This window comes from Nonomuraea sediminis (assembly GCF_018531495.1).
Classification (GTDB): Bacteria; Actinomycetota; Actinomycetes; order Streptosporangiales; family Streptosporangiaceae; genus Nonomuraea; species Nonomuraea sediminis.
This window is the reverse complement of record NZ_JAHDTI010000009.1, coordinates 37530-59343: the sequence shown is the minus strand read 5'-3', so window position 1 is coordinate 59343 and position 21814 is coordinate 37530. Positions and strand designations below refer to the sequence as shown.

Annotated in this window: 19 protein-coding genes; 12 read left to right on the top strand and 7 right to left on the bottom strand. The window is 70.3% G+C overall.

The annotated features are described in order from the left end of the window. The first annotated feature begins 193 nt into the window (after positions 1-193). Positions 194-820 carry a DUF998 domain-containing protein gene (locus tag KIK09_RS31890; RefSeq protein ID WP_214323122.1) on the top strand — a complete coding sequence of 209 codons (627 nt, stop codon included), beginning with the start codon at positions 194-196 and terminating at the stop codon, positions 818-820. A 21-nt stretch (positions 821-841) separates the two neighbouring features. On the opposite strand, the gene KIK09_RS31885 is transcribed toward KIK09_RS31890, so the two are convergent. Continuing rightward, entirely contained in the window at positions 842-1207 is a 366-nt protein-coding gene (locus KIK09_RS31885) for a hypothetical protein (RefSeq protein WP_214323121.1), read from the bottom strand. 87 nt (positions 1208-1294) lie between these two features. Here KIK09_RS31885 and KIK09_RS31880 point away from each other — a divergent pair, with 87 nt between their 5' ends. The 6 genes from KIK09_RS31880 (at position 1295) to KIK09_RS31855 (ending at position 8145) form a co-directional block, all read left to right on the top strand. Beyond that, a complete protein-coding gene (locus KIK09_RS31880; RefSeq protein ID WP_214323120.1) occupies positions 1295-1753 on the top strand; it encodes a universal stress protein in 459 nt (152 codons plus the stop codon). A gap of 589 nt (positions 1754-2342) precedes the next feature. After that, positions 2343-3575 carry an APC family permease gene (locus tag KIK09_RS31875; protein WP_214323119.1) on the top strand — a complete coding sequence of 411 codons (1233 nt, stop codon included), beginning with the start codon at positions 2343-2345 and terminating at the stop codon, positions 3573-3575. Positions 3576-4369: 794 nt separating this feature from the next. Further along, a complete protein-coding gene (locus KIK09_RS31870; protein ID WP_308164395.1) occupies positions 4370-5950 on the top strand; it encodes a methionine--tRNA ligase in 1581 nt (526 codons plus the stop codon). Positions 5951-6210: 260 nt separating this feature from the next. Then, positions 6211-7188, top strand: a complete 978-nt coding sequence (locus KIK09_RS31865) for a phosphotriesterase family protein (protein ID WP_214323118.1) — start codon at positions 6211-6213, stop codon at positions 7186-7188. Positions 7189-7229: 41 nt separating this feature from the next. Beyond that, positions 7230-7604 (top strand): STAS domain-containing protein, encoded by a 375-nt coding sequence (locus KIK09_RS31860; protein ID WP_214323117.1) that lies wholly within the window; start codon positions 7230-7232, stop codon positions 7602-7604. A 109-nt stretch (positions 7605-7713) separates the two neighbouring features. Further along, positions 7714-8145 carry a hypothetical protein gene (locus KIK09_RS31855; RefSeq protein WP_214323116.1) on the top strand — a complete coding sequence of 144 codons (432 nt, stop codon included), beginning with the start codon at positions 7714-7716 and terminating at the stop codon, positions 8143-8145. Positions 8146-8355: 210 nt separating this feature from the next. Here KIK09_RS31855 and KIK09_RS31850 read toward each other — a convergent pair whose 3' ends face one another. The 3 genes from KIK09_RS31850 to KIK09_RS31840 form a co-directional block, all read right to left on the bottom strand. Further along, complete coding sequence (locus tag KIK09_RS31850) at positions 8356-9336, bottom strand: hypothetical protein (RefSeq protein WP_214323115.1); 981 nt, start codon at positions 9334-9336, stop codon at positions 8356-8358. Between the two features lie 58 nt (positions 9337-9394). Further along, positions 9395-11977 (bottom strand): Tex family protein, encoded by a 2583-nt coding sequence (locus KIK09_RS31845; protein ID WP_214323114.1) that lies wholly within the window; start codon positions 11975-11977, stop codon positions 9395-9397. Between the two features lie 785 nt (positions 11978-12762). Continuing rightward, on the bottom strand, positions 12763-13923 hold the full coding sequence (locus tag KIK09_RS31840) for an amidohydrolase (protein WP_214323113.1): 1161 nt from the start codon (positions 13921-13923) through the stop codon (positions 12763-12765). A gap of 210 nt (positions 13924-14133) precedes the next feature. On the opposite strand from KIK09_RS31840, the gene KIK09_RS31835 reads away from it, so the two are divergent. After that, the gene (locus KIK09_RS31835) at positions 14134-14505 is read left to right on the top strand and encodes a hypothetical protein (protein ID WP_214323112.1); all 372 of its coding nucleotides are present in this window, start codon (positions 14134-14136) and stop codon (positions 14503-14505) included. A gap of 45 nt (positions 14506-14550) precedes the next feature. Further along, positions 14551-14886 carry a YbaB/EbfC family nucleoid-associated protein gene (locus tag KIK09_RS31830; RefSeq protein ID WP_214323111.1) on the top strand — a complete coding sequence of 112 codons (336 nt, stop codon included), beginning with the start codon at positions 14551-14553 and terminating at the stop codon, positions 14884-14886. Between the two features lie 10 nt (positions 14887-14896). Here the strand turns inward: KIK09_RS31830 and KIK09_RS31825 are convergent, their stop codons facing one another. The 3 genes from KIK09_RS31825 to KIK09_RS31815 all read right to left on the bottom strand — a co-directional run bounded on the left by KIK09_RS31825 (position 14897) and on the right by KIK09_RS31815 (position 17467). Then, positions 14897-15724 carry a WXG100-like domain-containing protein gene (locus tag KIK09_RS31825; RefSeq protein ID WP_214323110.1) on the bottom strand — a complete coding sequence of 276 codons (828 nt, stop codon included), beginning with the start codon at positions 15722-15724 and terminating at the stop codon, positions 14897-14899. A 70-nt stretch (positions 15725-15794) separates the two neighbouring features. Beyond that, positions 15795-16229 carry an RpiB/LacA/LacB family sugar-phosphate isomerase gene (locus KIK09_RS31820; RefSeq protein ID WP_214323109.1) on the bottom strand — a complete coding sequence of 145 codons (435 nt, stop codon included), beginning with the start codon at positions 16227-16229 and terminating at the stop codon, positions 15795-15797. A gap of 14 nt (positions 16230-16243) precedes the next feature. Beyond that, the gene (locus KIK09_RS31815; protein ID WP_214323108.1) at positions 16244-17467 is read right to left on the bottom strand and encodes a hypothetical protein; all 1224 of its coding nucleotides are present in this window, start codon (positions 17465-17467) and stop codon (positions 16244-16246) included. Between the two features lie 126 nt (positions 17468-17593). On the opposite strand from KIK09_RS31815, the gene KIK09_RS31810 reads away from it, so the two are divergent. The 3 genes from KIK09_RS31810 to KIK09_RS31800 are packed head-to-tail and all read left to right on the top strand — an operon-like array spanning position 17594 to position 21811. Continuing rightward, entirely contained in the window at positions 17594-18658 is a 1065-nt protein-coding gene (locus KIK09_RS31810; RefSeq protein WP_308164393.1) for an S-methyl thiohydantoin desulfurase family protein, read from the top strand. Beyond that, positions 18655-20169, top strand: a complete 1515-nt coding sequence (locus tag KIK09_RS31805) for a hydantoinase/oxoprolinase N-terminal domain-containing protein (RefSeq protein ID WP_214323106.1) — start codon at positions 18655-18657, stop codon at positions 20167-20169. Before KIK09_RS31810 ends, KIK09_RS31805 begins: the two co-directional genes overlap by 4 nt. Positions 20170-20191: 22 nt before the next feature. Beyond that, positions 20192-21811 (top strand): ABC transporter substrate-binding protein, encoded by a 1620-nt coding sequence (locus tag KIK09_RS31800; RefSeq protein ID WP_214323105.1) that lies wholly within the window; start codon positions 20192-20194, stop codon positions 21809-21811. Positions 21812-21814: the final 3 nt, after the last annotated feature.

Here is a 21814-nt window from a genome sequence, read left to right as displayed (position 1 = left end):
TAAGTCAAATCGCGCCCCCTGGTGGTGCTCAGGGGATGGACCCTGATGGGGCCAGCACTACCCAGGGTCGTCTCTCCGCAGGTCATCCCGGCGGTGACCGAACTCCTACGACCAAGGTACTAAGGGGTCGATCAGGGCTGCTTCGGGCCGATCTCCGATACTCCGGAACCCCGCGTTCCACGAGCTTGGAGGCATGAAGGGATTGCTTGTCAGCGGGTTCGCGGCCATCGGCACCGGTACGGTCGCCATGCTCGATCTTCAGCTCGAAGCGGGGCTCGACCCCGTGCACAGCGTGATCAGCGAGTACGCCTGGGCGCCGAACGGCTGGCTGCTGCCGACCTCGCTCACGCTCTTCGCGATCGGCTCGGCGTTCATGGCCGAGGCGTTGCGGCGGGCGGGGGCCGGCCGGTGGGTCGTGGTGTTGCTGGTGGCCTGGGGGGCGAGCATGTTCCTGATCGGCGCCTTCCCCACGGACCGTCCCGGTGTGCCGCTCTCGCTGTCGGGCGGCATTCACAGGTACGCCGCTTTCGCCGCCTTCCTGGCCATGCCGATCGCGGGATTGCTGCTGGCCAGGGCGCGGATCAGGTACGCACGAGCCGTAGCGGTGCTGTCGTCGATCGCCCTGGGGGCGCTGCTGCTCGTCGTGGTCCCCTATGTGGTGCGGATGTTCGGCATCCCGCTCAGCAACGACGACATCCCCGCCGGGGTGACGCAGCGGGTCGTGGTCGTGACCGAGCTCGGGGTGCTGGCGCTGGCCGGGTTGTCGCTCATGAAGGCCACCGCCGCGCGCGCCCGCGCCGTCGCGCCCAGCCTCGCCTGAGATCGGCCCCGTTCTGGGAGCTCAGCGCTCCCAGGGCGGGGTTTCGTGCATCTTGGCGTAGTACTTGGCCAGGTGGGACTTCACCCTCCCGATCTCGTCCTCGGGGAGGTCGACCCCGCCTCGGGCGCCGTCGATGACCCCGCCCGCGGACATGACGGCGTGCGGGACCACCTTCAGCTCGCCGTCCACCACGTCCGCGATCGGCAGCTTGTAGGCCCCGAACTCGTCGGCTCGGGAGCCGTCGTACCAGAGGAACGCCTTCCGGTACTGCTCGTTGGGCTTGTCCTCGGCTCCTGCCCACTTCCGCACGCGCCGGTCGGCCGCCGCGGAGTCCCACTCGCGGCCCCGGTCGGCCAGGGGCAGGTCCTGAAACTGGGTAACGGTCATGGTCCCCGCCTACCCGTTCTTCAGGCGTGAAACGGATTTGTGGGGAAAGAGGTAGAGAACGCGACCACTACTTTAGGGCAGGCCTTAATGACCATTTTGATCGCATATGACGGCTCGGATGATGCCAAGGCGGCCATCGACTTCCTCGCGAACTGCGTCAAACCGCAGCCCGCCGTGGTGCTCACGGTGTGGGAGCGGGCGTCCATGACGGCGGCCCGGGCCTCCATCGGGATGATGGCGCCCGTCGATCCCTCGCCCGAGGAGGATCAGGCCATCTTCGACGCCATGACCAAGCTGTCTCAGCAGGGGGCCGAGCTGGCCCGCAAGGCCGGGTTCGACGCCACGGCCCGCTGCGAGACGGAGTCCATCGCGGTGTGGTCGACGATCGTGGACGTGGCCAAGGAACTGGACGCCACGCTGATCGTGACGGGTACGCGGGGGCTGGGCGGGGTCAAGTCGTTCCTCCTGGGCAGCACGTCGGACCGGGTCCTCCACCACGCCGCCCGCCCCGTCCTCGTCGTCCCCGCCCCGGACACCGACGACTGACCCCGTCGGCCGGCAGCCTCCGGCCCTGCGGTCGCCAGGACACGACCACTTTCCGCATAAGGCCGGAAGCCTCCGGACCCGTGCCTTCCCTGACGTCTCGCGGGCGCGCGGTCTCCCTGACCCCGTCCGGCCTCGCGGCCGCCAGGACACCGACCGCCTTCCGCACAAGGCCTCCGGACCCGTGCCCTCCCTGACGCCTCGCGGGCGCGCGGTCTCCCTGACGGCGACCGCCTCTGGCCTAGGTCCGCCGAGGCGTGACTTCGGACCCGTGGTCTCCCTGGCGCCGACGAGTACCCAGCGCCCTGACGGCCACCGTCGTTCGGAGCTGGGGTCTGCCGGACGTCGTACCTCGCGGGCGCGCGGTCTCCCTGATGGCCCGCCACCCTGGGGCTCCACACAGCGGCCGGAAGCCTCCGGACACCGACCGCCCAGGAGGCTTCGCCCCGGCCCGGGGCTACTCGCTGGTCGGACAGGCCTGGTTCCTGTCGTTCCGGGTTACGCCGTGGCGTCGCCGTACGGGCTGGGGCGGGGTCGTTTTCGTCGGGGGCGTACGGCAGAGTGGTGCCCGGCTTTCAAAAGGGAGGGGCCGGTGGCGGAAGGGCTGGCGCGGCGGCTGAGCACGGTGGACGCCGTCGTCGTGGGGCTCAGCGCGATGGTGGGCGCCGGGGTGTTCGCGGCGTTGGCGCCTGCCGCGCGGGCGGCCGGATCCTGGCTGCTCGCCGCGCTCGCGCTGGCCGCCGTCGTGGCGTACTGCAACGCGACCTCCTCCGCGCGCCTGGCCGCCCGCTACCCGGAGTCAGGCGGCACCTACGTGTACGGTCGGCGGCGCCTCGGCGACCTGTGGGGATACCTGGCCGGATGGGGCTTCACGATCGGCAAGACCGCCTCGTGCGCCGCCATGGCCCTGACCTTCGGCGCCTACACGGTTCCCGCCCTGGCCAGACCGCTCGCGATCGCCGCGGTGGTGGCGCTGACGGTCCTCAACCTGTTCGGCGTCCAACGCTCGGCCGGCGTGGCCAGGATCCTCGTGGCCTTCGTCCTGGCCGTCCTAGTGGCGGTGTCACTGGCGAGTCTGGGCCTGATCGGCGGGCACGAGACCGCCTTCGTAGCGTTCTCGCGAGACGTCGGCGTGCTGGGGGTGCTGCAGGGAGCCGGGTTACTGTTCTTCGCGTTCGCCGGATACGCCAGGATCGCCACGCTGGGCGAGGAGGTCCGCGACCCGTCCAGGACGATCCCGCGCGCCATCGGCATCGCACTCGCGATCGCGCTGGTGGTCTACGCCCTGGTCGCCGTCGCGTCCTTGCACGCCCTCGGCCCGCTGCGCCTGTCGACGTCCCAGGCCCCGCTCGCCGACGTCGCCCGTGCGTCGGGGGCAGACTGGCTCGTGCCCGTCGTCGGGGTCGGCGCCGCCGTGGCCGCACTCGGTGCCCTGCTGGCGCTCCTGCTCGGCATCTCCCGCACGGTCCTGGCCATGTCCCGCGAACGCGACCTCCCCACCGCCCTGGCCAAGGTCGGCAACGGCGTACCCAGGCGTGCCGAGGTAGCCGTCGGCATCGCCGTGATCGTCCTCCTCCTGGTCGCCGACCTACGCGGCGCGATCGGCTTCTCGTCCTTCGGCGTCCTGGTCTACTACGCGATCGCCAACGCCTCGGCCTACACCCTCACCTCCGAGGAAGGCGCCCCACCCCGCTGGATCCCCGTCCTGGGCTTCACCCTGTGCACACTCCTCGCCTTCACCCTCCCCCTACCCTCGGTCCTGTCCGGCCTCGCACTCTTCGCCCTCGGTTTCGTGATCTGGGCAGTACGGCGACGCCTTCACTGAGCGTGTCGGTCGCCGTACGCGTCACACCGGGCATCGCCGTACGCTTCCTCGCCGCACCGGCGCGAAGAGCGGGAGTACGCAGGTGCGTCCGGGCCCCCACACAACGCGTCCCCTCCCAGCCCACCAGGACGAGAAGCCGCCCGACGCCACCCTCCACAACACCCAACCGCCAACCCGCCACACGCCGCGATCACCGGCGACCCACGGCACCCCACGGACTCCCCGCCTGCAACGCCCCCGCACGCCAGGATCACCGCCGACCCACGGCGCCCTACCCCGCCCCGTCGCCAAACGCCATGGACACCCCGGCCCCTGGCGTCACACACCCGATCCACCCTGGCGCGCACACCAGCCCTCCACGACCCCGGCCTCAGCGCCCTCGTCCTGCGCCGGTCCGGCGAGGAGACGTACGGCGGTACCCGGCGCAACGCGTACGGCGTCCAACCGCCATGGACACCCCGGCCCCTGGCGTCACACACCCGACCTACCGCGCACATCAGCCCACCCCGGCCCCCGCCTCAACGCCCCCGTCCTGCACCGGTGCGGCGAGGAAGCGTACGGCGGTATCCGGCGCAACGCGTACGGCGTCCAACCACCACACCCCGCAGGGGCTCTTGGCATGTGTGGGCAGGTGGAAAAGGGGAGGTGGGGGGTGGGATGGGTTAGTAGGGTGGGAGGGTGAGCGCGGTGGGAGTGGTGATGATGGGCCCGTGAGGGCTCTCGTTGCGATGTCTTGACCGCGGAGGCCCTGGTGATGGGGCCTCTTCTCGTGGGCGGGGCCCTGGGAGGTTCCCGTGTACGTTACGACGACGATTCCGTATGTGAATGCGCGGCCGCATCTGGGGTTCGCGTTGGAGATCGTGCAGGCCGATGTGCTGGCTCGGCATCATCGGCGGCGTGGCGAGGCCGTACGGTTCCAGACCGGGACCGATGACAACTCGCTGAAGAACGTGCTGGCCGCGGAGGCCGAGGGCGTGGCCGTGCGGGAGCTGGTCGACCGGAACGCGGCCGCGTTCGAGGGGCTGCGCGGGCCGCTGGATCTGTCGTTCGACTCGTTTGTACGGACGAGTCGGGATTCGCGGCACAGGGCCGGGGTCGAGCGGATCTGGGAGGCCACCAGGCACGATCTCTACCAGCGGCACTATGAGGGGCTGTACTGCGTGGGGTGCGAGCAGTTCTACCCCGAGGGGCCGTGTCCGGAGGGGCATGAGGCGCCGCTGCAGCTCGTCTCCGAGCGGAACTGGTTCTTCCGGCTCTCCCGATACCAGGACGAACTGCTCGACCTGATCCGCGGCGGGAGATTGCGGATCGAGCCCGTCGCGCGGCGGAACGAGGTGCTGGCGTTCCTGGAGGCGGGGCTGGAGGACATCAGCGTGTCCCGCTCGGCCGAGCGCGCCCGCGGGTGGGGCATCCCGGTGCCCGGCGACCCCGGGCAGGTGATCTATGTGTGGTGGGACGCGCTGCCCAACTACGTCACCGGGCTCGACGACTACGAGCGCTGGTGGGTCTGGGAGCCGCGCCGCGTGCATCTCGTGGGCAAGGGCGTGATCAGGTTCCACGCCGTGTACTGGCCGGCGATGCTGCTGTCTGCCGGGCTGCCGGTGCCGACCGAGATCTACGTTCACGACTACCTGACCGCGAACGGGCGGAAGATCAGCAAGTCGTCCGGTGGCACGGTGGATCCGTTGGCGCTGGTGTCCGCCTACGGGGTCGACGCGGTGCGGTGGTGGCTGCTGCGGGAGGTGCCCCGGGTCGGGGACGCCGACTTCACCGAGGAACGGCTGATCGCCCGGGCCGACGAGGACCTGGCCAACGGGATCGGCAACCTGGTCAACCGCGTGGTAACCATGATCCACCGCTTCGAGAACGGCCTGGTCCCCGAAGCAGGTCGGCGTCGCGCGGGATCTGGTGCTGGTGAGGGTGGTTTCGGGGCCACGGGCCATGAGGGTAGTGGCGGCGGGGCCACGGGTCGCGAGGGTGGTGGGGGTGGTTTCGGGGCCGCGGGCCACGATGGTGCCGGGGCCGCGGGCCACGAGGGTGGTGGGGGCGTCGGAGTCAACGGGCGCGAAGGTGATGTGGGGGAGCGGGTGCATCTGGCGCTCGAGGAGTATGACTTCCGGCGGGCCGTGGGGGTCGTGTGGTCGGCTGTGGAGGAGGCCAATCGGCTCATCGAGCGCACCCAGCCGTGGAAGCAGCCGCCTGCCGCCAGGTCCGCCACGCTCGCCGAGCTCGTCCGGCGCTGCCGGGTGCTGGCCGAGGAGTTGGCTCCCTTCCTGCCGACCGCGGCGGCCAAGGTCGGTGCGGCCGTTTCAGGGGTACGGCTGCCGCCGCCCCAACCCCTGTTCCCGCGCCTCGCTCCCCGCCGGGAGTCGTAGGGAAGGGCGGCTTGTCGTACGGGAGCCACGCAGGCTTGTCGTACGGGAGCCACGCAGGCTTGTCGTACGGGAGCCACGCAGGCCTGCCGTACGGGAGCCACACCGGCCTGCCGTACGAGAGTCGCACAGGCTTGCTGTACGGGAGTCGCACAGGCTTGCCGTATGAGCCATACAACAGGCGTCGCGGAAGAACAGGATGTTCTTCTGGCGGGAGGGGATGTACGTTGGCCCAAACCGACCAGCCGGTATGGGAGGCGATCATGCCCACCGTCAGCACCATTCGCGGTCCCGTCGATGTGGAAGAGCTGGGCCAGACGCTGATGCACGAGCACGTGTTCGTCGTGGCCACCGAGCACCTGGAGAACTACGGGCGCGGCGCCTGGTGGGACGAGGAGTTCCGGGTCGCCGACGCGATCGGGAAGCTCAACGCCGTGGCCGCCAAGGGCGTCAGGACGATCGTGGACCCGACCGTGTGGGGGCTCGGGCGGTACATTCCTCGCATCCAGCGCATCGCGGCCGAAGTGCCCGAGCTGCACATCATCCCCGCCACCGGCATCTACAGCTACGACGAGCTCCCGCACCAGTACGAGCACCGCGGCCCCGGCCTGATCATGGACGTTCCCGAGCCGATGGCCGAGGACTTCGTGCGCGACCTCACCGTCGGCATCGCCGACACCGGGGTCAAGGCGGCCTTCCTCAAGTGCGTGGTCGAGCAGAACGGCCTGACCGCCGGAGTCGAGCGCATCTGCCGGGCCGTGGCGCAGGCCCACGTGCGCACCGGCGCGCCGATCACCGTGCACACGAACTCCTTCACGCAGAGCGGCGTGATCGCGCTCGACCTGTTCGCCAAGGAGGGCGTCGACCTGACCAAGGTCGTCGTCGGGCACGCGGGCGACAGCAACGACCTGGACTACCTGATGCGGCTGGCTGACACCGGCGCCATCCTCGGCATGGACCGCTTCGGGCTCGACCTGTACAACCCGACCACGCAGCGCGTGGCCACGATCGCGGCGCTGTGCGGGCGCGGCTACGCCGACCGGATGGTGCTCAGCCACGACGCCGCCTGCTTCATGGACTACTTCGGCGGCGCCTGGGACGAAGCGGTCGGAGCGACGGCGCCGAACTGGCGCTACGATCACATCCACGACGACGTCCTTCCCGCCCTCAGGGAGTCGGGTGTGACCGCTGAGCAGATTGAGCAGATGCTGGTGTTCAACCCGAGACGCTACTTCTCGTAAAGTGGTGGGATCAAACGAGCGACGCGGGTAGGTGGAGCTGGGTGACTTCGGAGCAAGCCTTGTCGATCAGCCTGGGTCTCCAGGGTCCGTGTGTCATCGCAAGGCTGACGGGGGACTTCGACTTCGGCTCCGCGGCCGAGGTGCGCGACCGCGTCACGAAGGCTCTGGACCTGACCCAGCCACCACTGCTCGTGATCGACATGCAGGCTGTCAGCGTCTGCGACTCCTCGGGCCTGTCCGTGCTGGTCTACCTGCACAAAGCGGTGACCGCCTCGGGCGGACGGCTGCTGCTGTCCGGGCTGAACGGGCGGTGCAAGCACCTGTTCGCGATCACCGCGCTGGACAAGTTCTTCGACATCCGCACCACGGCCGAGCTGGCCATCGCCGAGCTCAACGAGGAGCCGTACTCTCACTAGCCGTATGCCGGTTGGGTACGGCATTTGTTGACCTTGTCGCTTTCCTGATAGTTAATCGGAAGTGCCGCTTTCAACAGGGGGAAGCGGCGTTCCGCGCACTGGGGGAAGCATGGTCAACCGGTTAGTCAGCACGCTCGCGATCGCCTCGGCGGCCACGTCCATCGCGTTCGTGGCGCCAGCACCCGCTCAGGCCAGTACGGCCAAGGCGGCCGCCGTGGCCGAGGCGCAGCGGGGTTACATCCGCACCAAGATCTACAAGACGCGGTGCCCGAGCACCTGCCGGATCAAGGTGCGCATCACCAACATCTCCGGCAAGAACCTCTTCAGCATGAACGCCCGTGTCACGCTCTACGTGAACGGGCACAAGATGGGCCGCTGCAGCTCCTGGGTCGGCAGCCTCCGCGCGCACCGCGCGCGGAACGCCTCCTGCACGGTGCACACCGCCAAGCTCGCCAGGTACTGGGACCGGTGGGAGGCCGGTGAACTGAGCCAGTGGCGCCCCTACGCCGCCGTGTCGGTGTACTACAAGTACTACCGCTGATCCACGGCCAGGGGGTCGGCCGCACCCGGCCCCTCGTCCTCGTGCTTCAGCTACGCCGTGATCATCAGGGCGAGGCCGATGAGCACAGCGACCGGGACGATCCACACCACGGCCTCGACAGCGAACTCCTTGTACATCCTGCAGATCTCCCTTGAGGGTCGCGACATATGCCACTGCGCAGCATAGCCGCCCCGCCGTACCGCTCGGGTCCTACCTCTCCTGCTGGGCCAGGCGCTTGCGCAACCCCGCGAGCGATTCGTCGGCCATGAGCTCGGGCAGTCCGGCAGCGTCGGCGTCGATCCGGCGCAGGATCTCCGGCCTGTCTCCCGTCCAGGCGCGCAGCACCTCCGGCATCGCGGCGATCGCCTCGTCGCTCAGGATCGCCTCCCGCGGCAGCCACGACGTCAGGAACCGGCCGGCCCTGTCAGGACTCCACCACAACGGACGATCCCCCAGGAACTCCTTCAGCGCCTCGAACGCCTCCCGCGCTCCCGGCACCTCCGGCAGCACGAATCCCGACATTTCCTCATCTGCAGCGCCGTCCGCCGGGACGACGCGATCTGCGCCGCCGTCCGCCGGGACGGCACGATCTGCGGCGCCGCTCGCCTGGACGGCGCGCGCCCGAGCGATCGCGAGATGCCGTACGGCGGGCAAGGTCTCGGCCACCTCGGCCCCGAGGACGCTGTCGGTCCGCCGGAACGCCTCCAGAACCCGGGCCGCCACCGTGCCGGGCGAGGCCGGAGCGAGGTCCAGGTCGTCGAGGAACTTCGGCTCCTCCACCACGGCGTCCACCGCCAGGCCGCCGTGCACCTGGTCGATGCCCACGACCAGGACGTGCGGCTCCTTGCCGTTCTCGTAGCGGAAGGCCAGCGCGCCCAGCACCTGCTCGCCGTACGGGTCGGCCTTGCCGTACCAGGCGCCCTCGCAGGAGACCCGCCCCATCCGCAGCGCCCAGTCCGGCACGCCAGGGTCCTCGCGACCTGGGATCGCCCCGACGGCGGCCAGCGCCGCGAGCGCCAGCCTGCTCTCGGGCCTGCCGGTCCGCTCGAGCCCCTCGACGAAGTCCTCGCCCTCGTCCTGCCCCCACGTCGTGGTCAGGCGGGACGCCCACAGCTCGGTCCGCAACGGGGAACGCCACCTGAGCAGGTCGCGCGCCTGGGTGATCGTCGTGCCCACCACTTCACTACTCACACTCCGACGCTACCCCGGGACCAGGGTGCGAGAACCAGGGCCCCGGGGTCGTCGGCGATCAGGAGCCGTCGCCGGTGAGGCCCGCCTTGCGCAGGGCCTCGGCCATCGCGCCCGTGGGGGCCTGCCGGTCCTGGCGGCGTCCGCCGTCACGACGGTCGCCGCCGCGGCCGCCCTGGCCGTCGCGCCGCCCGCCGTCACGCCCGCGACCGCCATCGCCGCGACCGCTGTCGCCACGTCCGCTGTCGCCACGTCCGCTGTCGCCACGTCCGCCGTCACGTCCGCGACCGCTGTCGCCGCGCTGGTCGCCCCGGCCGCGCTGCCCGTCGTCCGGGCGTCCCGCCCGGCCGCCGTCGCCCCGGCCCCGCTGGCCCTCACCTCGGCCACGCTGACCCTCGCCCCGGTCGCGCTGCCCGCCGTCACCACGACCCTGCGCGCCGTCCTTGCGGTCGCGAGGACCGGCACCGCGTCCGCCGGTGTCGGCGCTGCGAGAGCGCGCGTCGGTTTCGTCCTCGAGGCGGAGGGTCAAGGAGATGCGCTTACGGGGGATGTCGACGTCCAGGACCTTGACCCGCACGATGTCGCCGGGCTTGACCACGTCGCGGGGATCCTTGACGAAGTTCCTGGACATGGCCGAGACGTGGACCAGCCCGTCCTGGTGCACCCCGATGTCGATGAAGGCTCCGAACGCGGCCACGTTGGTGACCACGCCCTCGAGGATCATGCCGGACTCCAGGTCCGAGATCTTCTCCACGCCCTCCTTGAACGTCGCCGTCCGGAACGCGGGACGCGGGTCACGGCCCGGCTTCTCCAGCTCGCGCAGGATGTCCGTGACCGTGGGCAGTCCGAACGTCTCGTCCGTGAACTGGTCGGGCTTGATCGACCGCAGCGTCGCCGTGTTGCCGATCAGCACCTTCAGGTCCGAGCCGACCGAGCTCAGGATGCGCCGCACCACCGGGTAGGCCTCGGGGTGCACGCTCGAGGCGTCCAGCGGGTCGTCGCCGCCGGGGATGCGCAGGAAGCCCGCGCACTGCTCGAACGCCTTGGGCCCCAGCCGTGCCACGTCCTTCAGCGCGCCCCTCGTACGGAACGGGCCGTTGGCGTCGCGGTGCCGCACGATGCTCTCGGCCAGCGTCGAGCCGATGCCCGACACCCGGGTCAGCAGCGGCGCGGAGGCGGTGTTGACGTCGACGCCGACGGCGTTCACGCAGTCCTCGACCACGGCGTCGAGCGAGCGGGACAGCTTGGTCTCGGCCAGGTCGTGCTGGTACTGCCCGACGCCGATCGACTTGGGGTCGATCTTGACCAGCTCCGCGAGCGGATCCTGCAGCCTGCGCGCGATCGACACCGCCCCGCGCAGCGACACGTCCAGCTCGGGCAGCTCCTGCGAGGCGTACGCCGAAGCGGAGTAGACCGAGGCGCCCGCCTCTGACACGACCACCTTCGTGATCGACGGCATGTGCTTGACCAGGTCACCGGCCAGCTTGTCGGTCTCGCGCGAGGCGGTGCCGTTGCCGATGGCGATCAGCTCGACGCCGTGCCGCTGCGCCAGCGCGCCCAGCACGGCCAGCGACTGGTCCCACTGCCGCTTCGGCTCGTGCGGGTAGATCGTGCTGGTCTCGACGACCTTGCCCGTGGCGTCGACCACGGCCACCTTCACACCGGTACGCAGGCCGGGGTCGAGCCCCATGGTCGCGCGGGTGCCCGCGGGAGCGGCGAGCAGGAGGTCGCGCAGGTTCGTGGCGAACACCCTGACCGCCTCGTCCTCGGCCGCCTGCCACAGCCGCATCCGCAGGTCGAGGCCGAGGTGGACGAGGATGCGGGTGCGCCAGGCCCACCGCACGGTCTCGTTCAGCCACTTGTCGGCCGGGCGCCCCAGGTCGGCGACGCCGAACCGGGAGGCGATGCGCATCTCGTACTCGGGGCTGTCGTCGGGCTCCAGCGCGACGGAGAGGATCTCCTCCTTCTCGCCGCGGAACATCGCCAGGATCCGGTGGGACGGCAGCTTGGTGAACGGCTCGCCGAATTCGAAGTAGTCGGAGAACTTGGCCCCCGCCTCCTCCTTGCCCTCGCGCACCTTCGACACGAGCTGCCCGCGGTTCCACAGCTGCTCGCGCAGGCCGCCGATGAGGTCGGCGTCCTCGGCGAAGCGCTCGATCAGGATCGCCCTGGCGCCTTCCAGCGCCGCCCCGGCGTCGGCCACGCCCTCGACGACGAACCCCTCCGCCGTGGCGACAGGGTCGAGCTCCGGGTCGGCGAGCAGCTGGTCGGCCAGCGGCTCCAAGCCGAGCTCGCGAGCGATCTGCGCCTTGGTACGCCGCTTGGGCTTGTAGGGCAGGTAGATGTCTTCGAGGCGGGCCTTGGTCTCGGCCGCCATGATCTGCGCGCGCAGCTCGTCGTCGAGCTTGCCCTGCGACTCGATCGACTCCAGGATCGCCGCCCTGCGCTCTTCGAGCTCGCGCAGATAGCGCAGGCGCTCCTCGAGCGTGCGCAGCTGCGCGTCGTCGAGCGCGTCGGTGGCCTCCTTGCGGTATCGGGCGATGAAGGGCACGGTGGCGCCGCCGTCGAGCAGCTCGACGGCCGCTCCCACCTGCCCCTCGCGTACGCCCAGCTCTTCCGCGATCCGCTGGTGAATAGAGAGCACTTGCCTGCCTTTCGATGGTCCCCGCCGGTCAATTGTGCAGGACCCCGCCGCCACTCACGACCGCCACACCTACCTCACCCCGCACCTGTACGGCCCGCCACCCGCACCCACGCCCCACCACGACAACCCCGCATGAGTGCCACGCCGGGACGCACGCCCGGACCAGGAGCCCGGGGCCCGGCATGACTCGGTATCCCTTGGGCGCGTGTCCCGTGAGTGCGGGGTGGTGTGCCCTGTCCCCTTGCTCCCGCACCAGGGCGAGAGCACGGGGAACGGGTGCCGTGGCGTGCGTTGTGAGCACGAAACGGTGAGAGCGCGCACATAGGTGAGAGCACGCGTTGTGCGCCGTGATGTGAGTGCGTGCGTGCGAGCTCGGGCACGGACGTCGTGGCGTGGTGCCGTGTGTAGACGCGAGCGCGTGGTGTGCGCTGCGGAGTGCTGTCGTGCGTGCGTGCGTGCGCGTGCGCGGCTGTGGTGCCGTGCGTGGGTGCGTGTACGGGTGCCGTGGTGTGGTGCCGTGTGTAGACGCGAGCGCGTTGTGCGCTGTGACGTGCTGTCGTTCGTGCGGGCACGGGCGTGGGGGCGCTGTGGCGTCGTCCCGAGCACCAGGTCGTGTGCGCCGTGGCGTGCTCTGCGCACGAGGTGGTGTGCTGCGGCGTGCGGGCGTGGGCGTCGTGGTGTCGAGCGCTGACGCGAGCGCGCCGTGGGCGCTGTGGCGTGCTCCCGTGCGGGGGGTGTGAGCGCGGGAGCGGGTGCCTTGGGCGTGGGGTGGTGGGCATGGGTGGTCAGGGGGTGGGGTGGAGGGGGGTGCCGGATTTCATGACGAGGGTGCGGGGTGGGTGGGTGATCACGGCCTGGGCGGGGGTGGTGGCGGGGACGGCGACGAGGTCGGCCGGGTTGCCGGGGGTGAGGCCGTAGCCGGTGAGGCCGAGGGCGCGGGCGCCGCCGTGGGTGGCGGCCTCCAGGGCCAGCTCGACGTCCTCGTCGCGGCGGAACGTGCTGCGGTACGCCAGGTGCATCGCGCGCTCGAGCATGTCGCCCTTGCCGTAGGGACCCCACAGGTCGCGGATGCCGTCGTGGCCGCAGGCGATCGTCACGCCCGCCGCCCGCAGGCGTTTGACGGGCGGCACCGGGAAGCTGTAGACGGCCGCGGTCGCCAGGGCGACGCCCGCCTCGGCGAGGCCGTCGGCCAGCCGCGCGGCGGCCGCGTCGTCGAGGGCGTAGGCGTGGCTGACCGTCACCCGGCCGCCCAGGCCCAGGACGCGGGTGCGTTCGATGATGAGCTCGAGCTCCCACACGCCGAGCGACCCGCCGTCGTGCAGGTGGATGTCGACGTGGGCGCCGTAGCGCTCGGCCAGGCCGAAGATCAGGTCGAGGTGGCGCACGGGATCGCGGTCGATGCCGGCTGGGTCGAGCCCGCCGATCGCCTCGACGCCGCTCTTGAGCGCCTCCTCCAGCAGCTCGGCGGTGCCCGGATTGATCAGCACGCCGTGTTGCGGGAAGGCCACCTGCTGCACGTCGGCCGGTGAGCGCGAGGCCGCCTCGCGGACCGCCTCCACGCCGCGCAGCCCCACCTCGGGATCGATGTCGGTGTGCGTGCGGACGTGCGTGGTGCCGAATCGGGTCATGGTCTCCAGCAGCGCGGAGATCCGCTCGACGCTGGGCACGCCGAGCTCGCCCCGGCGCCGCAGGTCGTTGCCGATACGGCCGGCCAGCGTGTCGTCGGCGGAGTGGGGCACCCACGGCCCGCCGTACAGCGTCTTGTCGAGGTGGCAGTGGCTCTCGACGAGGCCGGGCAGCACGAGGTTGCCCGAGAGGTCGATCTCGCGCGCGCCGGGGGCGTCGATGCCGGGGGCGACGTGGGTGATCAGGCCGTCGCTGACGAGGATGTCGGCGGGCGAGCCGAGCCCCCACGGGGTGCCGCCGCGCAGGACCACGTCGTTCATGACGAGAACCATAGACGGCGCCGCCGACGATTTCCCTCCCCTGGACGAAGGAGCCGTCGTTCACCTCTCCGATCGGTGCGAGTGAGGAAGACGAAGTCTCGTGTGACGCCCTGTTCACAATTGACGATGGTCAACGTAAGAGATTAGCGATATACAACGCTCTAAGCTGACAAACCTCCCATTTCGGAGGAAGGACCCGGAGGGGGCCCGATGGCACCGAGAGATGAAGAGGAACTCAGACAGACCAACAGCGACCTGACCGATGCCGCCAGGTTCTTCGACCTGGAAAAGGCGCATTTCACCGCCGACACCGACGCCCTGTTCGATGTGCTGGAGCGCATCGGCGACATCGCCGGCAGTGACGAGAACGGTCAGAGGTTCAAAGAGGGGTACGGCAAGGCCGACAAGAACGCGAAGTCCTACGTGCACGCGATGGAGGACGCCTACCAGGGGATCGCCGATCGGCTCCGGCTGATGGCGGTGAGTGTCGACCTGGCGAACTGGTCGACCATGGCCGCACTGCCGAAGGTCCCTGACAAGGGGCCCGGGTTCTCCTCGGGTGATGGCACCATGACAGCGTAAAACCTACATTACCTAGCGGTAAAACATGTCAAGGAGGGAGTGGGGATGGACTTCGAGGGAGAGTTCGGGCGGCTGCTTGGCGAGTTCCGCGACGAGGTGAGGCCGCTGGAGGACGCGCAGGAAGAGGTCGCCGCCATCCGCGGCCACGGAGAGGCCGCGGACGGGCAGGTACGGGCGGAGGCGCTGCCCACCGGGGTGCTCGCGGGGCTGCGACTGGACCCGCGGGCGCTGCGGATGGGCGCGGACGCGCTGGCGGAGGCGATCGTCGAGGCGGCCACCTTGGCCGCCAGCGACGTGACGGCCAAGGTGACGGAACGCATGTCCGAGGCGCTGGCGCCCTATGTGGACCAGGCGGGCCGCTTCCTCGACGGCCTGAGGTGAGAGGAGCCGGTCAGTGACGGCTCCACTTCTCGCCTCGCTGACCGGCTCCGACCATGAACTTGCCGATCATCTGCTGCCACGTCGGCAGCAGATGCCACGGATCGGTGACGGCGCCGGGGTCGTTCAGCAGGTTTCCCGCCGTGGTGAACATGACCGAGCCGTACATGAACTCCCCGTACTTGTTCCACTGTTCGCTCTTCGGCAGGATCTTGCTGAGGAACTTCAGCTTCTTCTGGTCCACGCCGTAGAACACCATGCAGGCGGCGAAGTTCTTGGCCATCGTCTTGAACTGGTCGCCCCACGAGTCCAGTGGCTGGCCGAAGGACAGCTTCACGCCGTCCACGATGACCTGGTCGGCGACCGCGAAGAAGGCGCTGCCGACGATCGACGTGGCGTACCGCTCGAGGATCTTCTTCAGCAGCTTCGCCTTGGCCCTCTTCTTGAGCCGCTCCGCGGCCCACTTGATGGGCCCGGCGCCGATCTCCGGCCAGAGCATGAACATCAACATCTCCAGGTAGGAGATGATGGCCATCTCGATGATCGTCTTCTGGGTGTGCCAGAGCAGTTCGGCGTAGTTGTCCAGGGCATCGGCCAGGCGGCGGATGTAAGCCGAGGCGTGCGGGGGGAACGGCGCGAAGTCCTCGTTCCAGTAACCCGCGAAGCCCGGCGCGTTGTTGTCCTTGAGTACGTTCGCGGCCACGGGGCCCATGTCGCGGCTGCTCTGGTCGATCCTGTCGGCGACCCGGCGCCACACCCTGGCGGCCTCCCGGACCTCGTCGGGATCGCCGTCCGGCAGCTTCTCGAGGAGTTGCCACATGACGAAGGCGGAAACGCCCATGGTGCCCAGCGGGTATGCGGTAATACGAGTAAGCGCCATCCGATAAGACCTACCGGATTCACAGGAAACTTTAAAGCCTCGCAATGTGCTCGATATTGGCACGATCTGTGCCATCGGTGCTAGCTTCGCCCGCCAACCAGGCCTCCAGAATCTCCCCGAGCACGATCTCGGAGGTCAGACGCAGGCTCAGCGCGAGCACGTTCGCGTCGTTCCACCTGCGGGCGCCGTCGGCGGTGTAGGCGTCCACGCACAGGGCCGCCCGGATCCCCGGCACCTTGTTGGCCGCGATCGAGGCTCCCGTGCCGGTCCAGCAGCACACGACGCCCTGGTCGGCGCGGCCCTCTGCGACGTCGCGCGCCGCGGCCTCGCACGCCCACGCCCAGTCGGCCCGCTCGCCGGCGTTCAGCGCGCCGTGCGTCACCACCTCGTGGCCGCGCCGGCGCAGCTCGTCCACGACCCGCTCGGCCACGCCGTCCAGGCTGTCGGCCGCGACAGAAATCCGCATGCCTTCCACGGTAGTCAGATCGGCACCTGGCGGTCGCCCATGATGATGCGCCCGAGGTCGAGCAGGGAGACGGAGTGGGGGACCCAGTGGCCGGAACGGTCTTCCCTGGATCCGCCGACGAAGACGACCTCGTCGGCGAGCTTGCGCGGCCGCAGCAGCACCGCCCGGGCCACGACCGGGCAGCCGGGCCCCTGAGCCAGGACGACGTGCCGCCCGGGCTCCCTGACGGCCGCCAGCGCGTCGGTGAAGGCCGCCAGCTCCTGCGCGTCGCTCTCGACGGCTCCGGCGCCGAGCCAGGCGATCGAGGCGACGGTGCGGGACCCGGCGACCGCCCGCGTCCGCTCCCACAGCAGCCGGGCGCGCTCGAGGTCGTCGGCCCCCGGCACGTAGGTGAGCGTGACGTCGGCCGTGTCAGGATCGCCCCAGGCGACGACCAGGCGCTTGGAGCAGCCGAGCAGGAGCACCGGAAGCTCCAGCGGGTGGACGGCCCGGTTCGCCTGGTCGCGCACGGCCGCGGGCAGCCCGTTCAGCGCCCCGAACCCCGGCATGGCCGGCAACCGCTGCTGGATCGTCGATGACAGCCCGCGCCACCAGGCGTTGACCCGGGTGGGCAGCGCCGCGTCGCGCATGCCGAGCAACTGCTCCAGCGACCCCGCGTCACCACGCGCCACCCTGGCGAGCAGCACGTCGGGATCCCCCGGCGCCGCGTAGGCGCCGAACAGGTCGAAGGCAACCACGTCGGCGGGGATCCAGGCGGCCCGCAGCTTCGCCAGCCGCCGCCGGAGATCGGGCGCCTGGGTGGCCGCCCACTCGCCGGCCCGCGAGATCGTCCAGCCGGGCGAGGCGGGCAGCGACAGCGCGGCCAGTTCGCCGCGCACGCGGGTGCCCACGTGCGAGAGCCGCGGCGCGGCGGCCTCGAGCGCGGCGACCAGGGCGGCCACCGCTGCAGCCTCGACACCACGCGAGGTCTCCTCGGTGCTCACGACGGGCGTCGCCAGGTCGGGCAGCCCCGGCTCCGGGTCGCCCTGCCGTACCGCCTCACGTGCCAGGGCGGCCAGCGCGACTGCGAGCGCCGATTGGACAGAGCCGCGCTGGGTGGCCAGGGAGGCGGCGAAGTGCGGGGCGCCGCCGCCGACCCAGGCGTGCGCGGACATGAGCCGGGCCGCGGCGTCGAGATCGGCGCGATGTTCCGCGGCGAGCGCCGAAACGCGGCGGAACGCCTCCAGAGCGTCGGACATGGGCTCCAAGCATCGCAACGCCCACCCGCTCGACACAGAGAAACGGCAGTTCACGGGGATAAGTCGGGTCCGCAACAAATGCCGGACTGGCGGAATGAGGTGGCTTGTGCTTGGTTGTGACGCCATATGGAGATGACAAGAGACGATATTTCCGCCCTTGCCCGGGGTTGTGCGGTTTTAGGCACCGGTGGAGGCGGTGACGTCAGGGCCGGCGCGCTGGCGGCCGTGCGGGCGATCGACGCCCACGGGCCCGTGCCGCTGATCGAGCTGTCCGACCTCGACGACGACGCCCTGGTGGTGCCGCTGTCGGGCATCGGGGCGCCCACGGTCAGCCATGAGATGATCCACGGCGAGGACGAGCCGCTGCGCATCGCCGAGGAGATCGAGCGGATCTTCGGCCGCCGCCCGTCCGCGGTCATGTCCTCCGAGATCGGCGGGTCCAACGGCGTCGCCCCCGTGGCCTGGGCCGCCCAGCTCGGCCTGCCGCTGCTCGACGCCGACGGCATGGGCAGGGCCTTCCCCGAGGTCCAGATGGTCTCGATGTACGTCGCCGGGCTGCCCGCCGACCTGGTGATCATGTCGGACGTGGTGGGGAACGTCACGACGATCCGCCCGATGGACGGCCTGTGGTCGGAGCGCATCGCCAGGGCGGTGTGCGTGGCGATGGGGTCGAGCGCGCTGATGGCCGACTACGTCCTGACCGCCGCCCAGGCGCGCGGCGCGGTCATCGAGGGTACGGTCACCCGCGCCCTGACTGTCGGCCGATCGACCGAGCACACCCGCGAGCCGCTCGAGGCGCTGCGCAGGACGCTGCAGGCCATCAGGCTGATCACCGGCAAGCTCACCGACGTCGAGCGCCGCACCACCGGCGGCTTCGTCAGGGGCACCGCCAGGATCGAGGGCACCGGCGCCGACAAGGGCCGCACGCTGACCCTGGAGCTGCAGAACGAGAACCTGGTGGCCGTCGAGGACGGCCGCGTCAGGGCGATGGTGCCCGACCTGATCACCGTGGTGGACACCGAGGCGGCGACGGCCGTACAGACCGAGGGCCTGCGCTACGGCCAGCGGGTGAGCGTCCTGGCCTGGCCCTGCGACCCGCTGTGGCGCACGCCCAGGGGCCTGGAGACGGCCGGCCCGCGGGCCTTCGGCTACGACCTGGACTACGTGCCGATCGAGGAGCTGAGCGCATGAGGATCGGGATCGACGTCGGCGGGACCAACACCGACGCGGTCGTCCTCGACGACGCCGACCGGGTGCTGGCCAAGGCCAAGCGGCCCACGACCCCGGACGTCACCGAGGGACTCAAGCAGGCACTCGACGCCGTCATCGGAGAAATCCCGATAGATCGGGTCACGCGGGTCATGCTCGGCACGACCCACGCCACCAACGCCATCCTGGAACGCCGCAACCTCGGCAGGGTCGCGGTCATCAGGCTCGGCGCCCCCGCCGCCACATCGGTGCCGCCGCTGTCCGACTGGCCGGCGGACCTGCGCGCGACGGTGTCCGCGGGGGAGACGATGATCCGTGGCGGGCACTACGTGGACGGCCGCGCGATCAATGCCCCGGACCTCGATGGTGTCCGGAAATTTCTGGACAAGGTGCTTACCGATGCCGTGGCCGTGACCAGCATCTTCAGCCCGGCCGACGCCGAGCACGAGCTGGCGGTCGCCGACCTGGTCAAGAGCGAGTACGGCCTGCCGGTCAGCCTCAGCCACGAGATCGGCTCGCTCGGCCTGCTGGAGCGCGAGAACGCCACCGTGCTCAACGCCGCCCTGTACGGCGTGGCCACCCAGGTGACCGAGGCGCTGGTCGGCGCGCTCGCCGAGCGGGGGCTGCCCGCCGTGCCGTACCTGGCGCAGAACGACGGCACGCTGATGACGCTGGAGCACGCCAGGAAGCTGCCCGTCTCCACGATCGGCTCGGGACCGGCCAACTCGCTGCGCGGCGCGGCCTACCTGTCGGGCGTGCGCGAGGCGATCGTCGCCGACGTCGGCGGCACCTCCACCGACCTGGGCGTGCTGGCGGGCGGATTCCCGCGCGAGTCGGCCGCGGCGGTGGAGATCGGCGGCGTGCTCACCAACTTCCGCATGCCGGACATCCTGGCGATCGCACTCGGCGGCGGCACCGTCGTCAGGCCGCGGGGGATCGGACCCGATTCCGTCGGCTACGAGATCGTCGACAGGGCACTTGTGTTCGGCGGGACGACTCCCACGATGACCGACGCCGCCGCCTACGCCGGCCGCGCGCCTATGTGGAACGTGCCCGACATGTCGGAAGAAATCCGCGACACTCTGGAAAGGGCGACAGCCCTGGCCGATGACATGGTGGTCGACGCCGTCGACAGGGTCGCTCTCGGCCGGACGGACCGACCGCTGGTCGCGGTGGGTGGCGGCGCGTTCCTGCTGCCCGGTGAGATCCCCGGCGTGAGTGGCGTGATCCGCCCCGAGCACGCCGAAGTCGCCAATGCCGTCGGCGCGGCCATAGCCCTGGCGAGCGGCAGAGTGGATACGATCTTGCCTGCGGGCGAAACCCGATCAAAAGCGATCGAAAGGGCCAAGGAGGAGGCGGCGGCCCGGGCCGTGGCGGCGGGCGCGGATCCGGACAAGGTCGAGATCGTCGACCTGTTGGAGGTGCCGCTCAGCTACCTCTCCGAGCCCGCAGTTCGGGTACACGTCAAAGCCGCCGGACCTCTCGCCCGGTGACAACTCGAAAGGATCCCCCCACATGCGCTGGCACAAGCGTCTGCTCGTCGCCGGGGTGGCCGGTGCCGTGGCCTTGACCGCATCCGCGTGCGCGGGCGGCCAGGTGCGCGGCACGGGCGGCACTCCCAAGCCCACGAATAGCACCAGCACCAGCACCAGCACCGGCACGAGCGCGAGCGCCAACGACGCCACGTTCGTCTACGCGCCCAACCTCGACGTGGTCACCGACTGGGATCCGGCGACCTCGTACTCCAACGAGATCATCGCGATGGAGAACATCTACGAGGGACTGACCAGGTACAACGCCCAGATCCAGAAGCCCGAGCCGCGCCTGGCCACCGAGTGGACCTCCTCCACCGACGGCAAGGAGTGGACGTTCAAGCTGCGCCAGGGCGTGAAGTTCCACACCGGCGTCGCGCTGGACTCGACGATCGCCAAGAAGGCCATCGAGCGCACGATCAAGGCCAACTCCGGCGCCGCCTACATCTGGGGCGCCGTCAAGACCATCGACACGCCCGACCCGCAGACGCTGAAGTTCACGCTCAAGTACGCGGCCCCGATGGACCTGATCGCCTCCTCCGGCTACGCCGCCTACATCTACGACCCCGACGGCGTGGACAAGGACGGCAAGAAGGACGGCGGCACCGGCCCGTACACGATCGACACCTGGCAGAAGGGCAAGGAGACCGAGCTCTCGCTGAAGGCCTTCGACGGCTACTGGGGCGGCTGGAAGCCGGAGCAGTACAAGAAGGTCGCCTTCCGGGTGACCCCGGAGATCACCACGGCCTGGCAGCTCCTCCAGCGCGGCGAGGTCAGCTTCGTCGAGCGGCTCAACCCGCAGCTGTTCGCCCAGGCGGGCACCACCGCCGGGGTGCAGACCTCGCAGACCCCCTCGTTCCAGAACCTGCTGCTGCTGTTCAACACCGCCTCAGGCCCGGCCAAGGACGTCAAGGTACGGCAGGCCCTGCAGGCGGCCATCGACTACGACGGGCTGAACGCGGCGCTCAAGGGCGCGGGCACCAAGGCCAGCGGGCTCGTCCCGAAGGGCCTGCTCGGCTACGCCGCCGGGCTCGAGCCCAAGCAGGACCTGGCCAAGGCGCAGCAGCTGCTTGCCGACGCCGGCTTCGGCCCCGACCTGCCGCAGCTGAAGCTGAAGATGACCTACGCCCAGGGCGACGACGACCAGAAGCTGCTCGTCACGCTGCTCAGCGAGCAGCTCAAGAGGCTCAACGTGGAGCTGCAGGCCAAGCCGATGGCCTGGAACGCGCAGTGGGACCTGGGCAAGAAGCAGGGCCAGGACATCTTCGTCATGTACTGGTACCCGGACTACGCCGACGCCTACTCCTGGTTCGTCAACGTGTTCAGGAGCGCGGACAAGCCGCAGTTCAACCTGTCCTACCTCAAGGACGGCGCCATCGACCAGGCGATCGACGGCCTTCCGCAGCTGACGGCCACCGACAGGACCAAGGCCGAGATGTCCTACGCCGACCTGCAGAAGAAGATCATCGATGAGCAGGCCGCGGTGGCCGTGCCGTACGTGCAGACCTACCAGCGGGCGCTGTCGGCCAAGGTGCAGGGCTACATGGACAACCCCGCCTATCCCAACGTGGTCTTCTTCTACGACCTCAAGTCCGCCGGCTGATCC

Bases quoted from the DNA above. Each gene is read 5' to 3' on its own strand.
- KIK09_RS31815 (WP_214323108.1), bottom strand. From the start codon at position 17,467: ATGTCCGACGCTCTGGAGGCGTTCCGCCGCGTTTCGGCGCTCGCCGCG.
- KIK09_RS31820 (WP_214323109.1), bottom strand. From the start codon at position 16,229: ATGCGGATTTCTGTCGCGGCCGACAGCCTGGACGGCGTGGCCGAGCGG.
- KIK09_RS31885 (WP_214323121.1), bottom strand. From the start codon at position 1,207: ATGACCGTTACCCAGTTTCAGGACCTGCCCCTGGCCGACCGGGGCCGC.
- KIK09_RS31880 (WP_214323120.1), top strand. From the start codon at position 1,295: ATGACCATTTTGATCGCATATGACGGCTCGGATGATGCCAAGGCGGCC.
- KIK09_RS31830 (WP_214323111.1), top strand. From the start codon at position 14,551: ATGGACTTCGAGGGAGAGTTCGGGCGGCTGCTTGGCGAGTTCCGCGAC.
- KIK09_RS31810 (WP_308164393.1), top strand. From the start codon at position 17,594: ATGGAGATGACAAGAGACGATATTTCCGCCCTTGCCCGGGGTTGTGCG.
- KIK09_RS31855 (WP_214323116.1), top strand. From the start codon at position 7,714: ATGGTCAACCGGTTAGTCAGCACGCTCGCGATCGCCTCGGCGGCCACG.
- KIK09_RS31800 (WP_214323105.1), top strand. From the start codon at position 20,192: ATGCGCTGGCACAAGCGTCTGCTCGTCGCCGGGGTGGCCGGTGCCGTG.
- KIK09_RS31865 (WP_214323118.1), top strand. From the start codon at position 6,211: ATGCCCACCGTCAGCACCATTCGCGGTCCCGTCGATGTGGAAGAGCTG.
- KIK09_RS31825 (WP_214323110.1), bottom strand. From the start codon at position 15,724: ATGGGCGTTTCCGCCTTCGTCATGTGGCAACTCCTCGAGAAGCTGCCG.
- KIK09_RS31890 (WP_214323122.1), top strand. From the start codon at position 194: ATGAAGGGATTGCTTGTCAGCGGGTTCGCGGCCATCGGCACCGGTACG.
- KIK09_RS31835 (WP_214323112.1), top strand. From the start codon at position 14,134: ATGGCACCGAGAGATGAAGAGGAACTCAGACAGACCAACAGCGACCTG.
- KIK09_RS31805 (WP_214323106.1), top strand. From the start codon at position 18,655: ATGAGGATCGGGATCGACGTCGGCGGGACCAACACCGACGCGGTCGTC.
- KIK09_RS31840 (WP_214323113.1), bottom strand. From the start codon at position 13,923: ATGAACGACGTGGTCCTGCGCGGCGGCACCCCGTGGGGGCTCGGCTCG.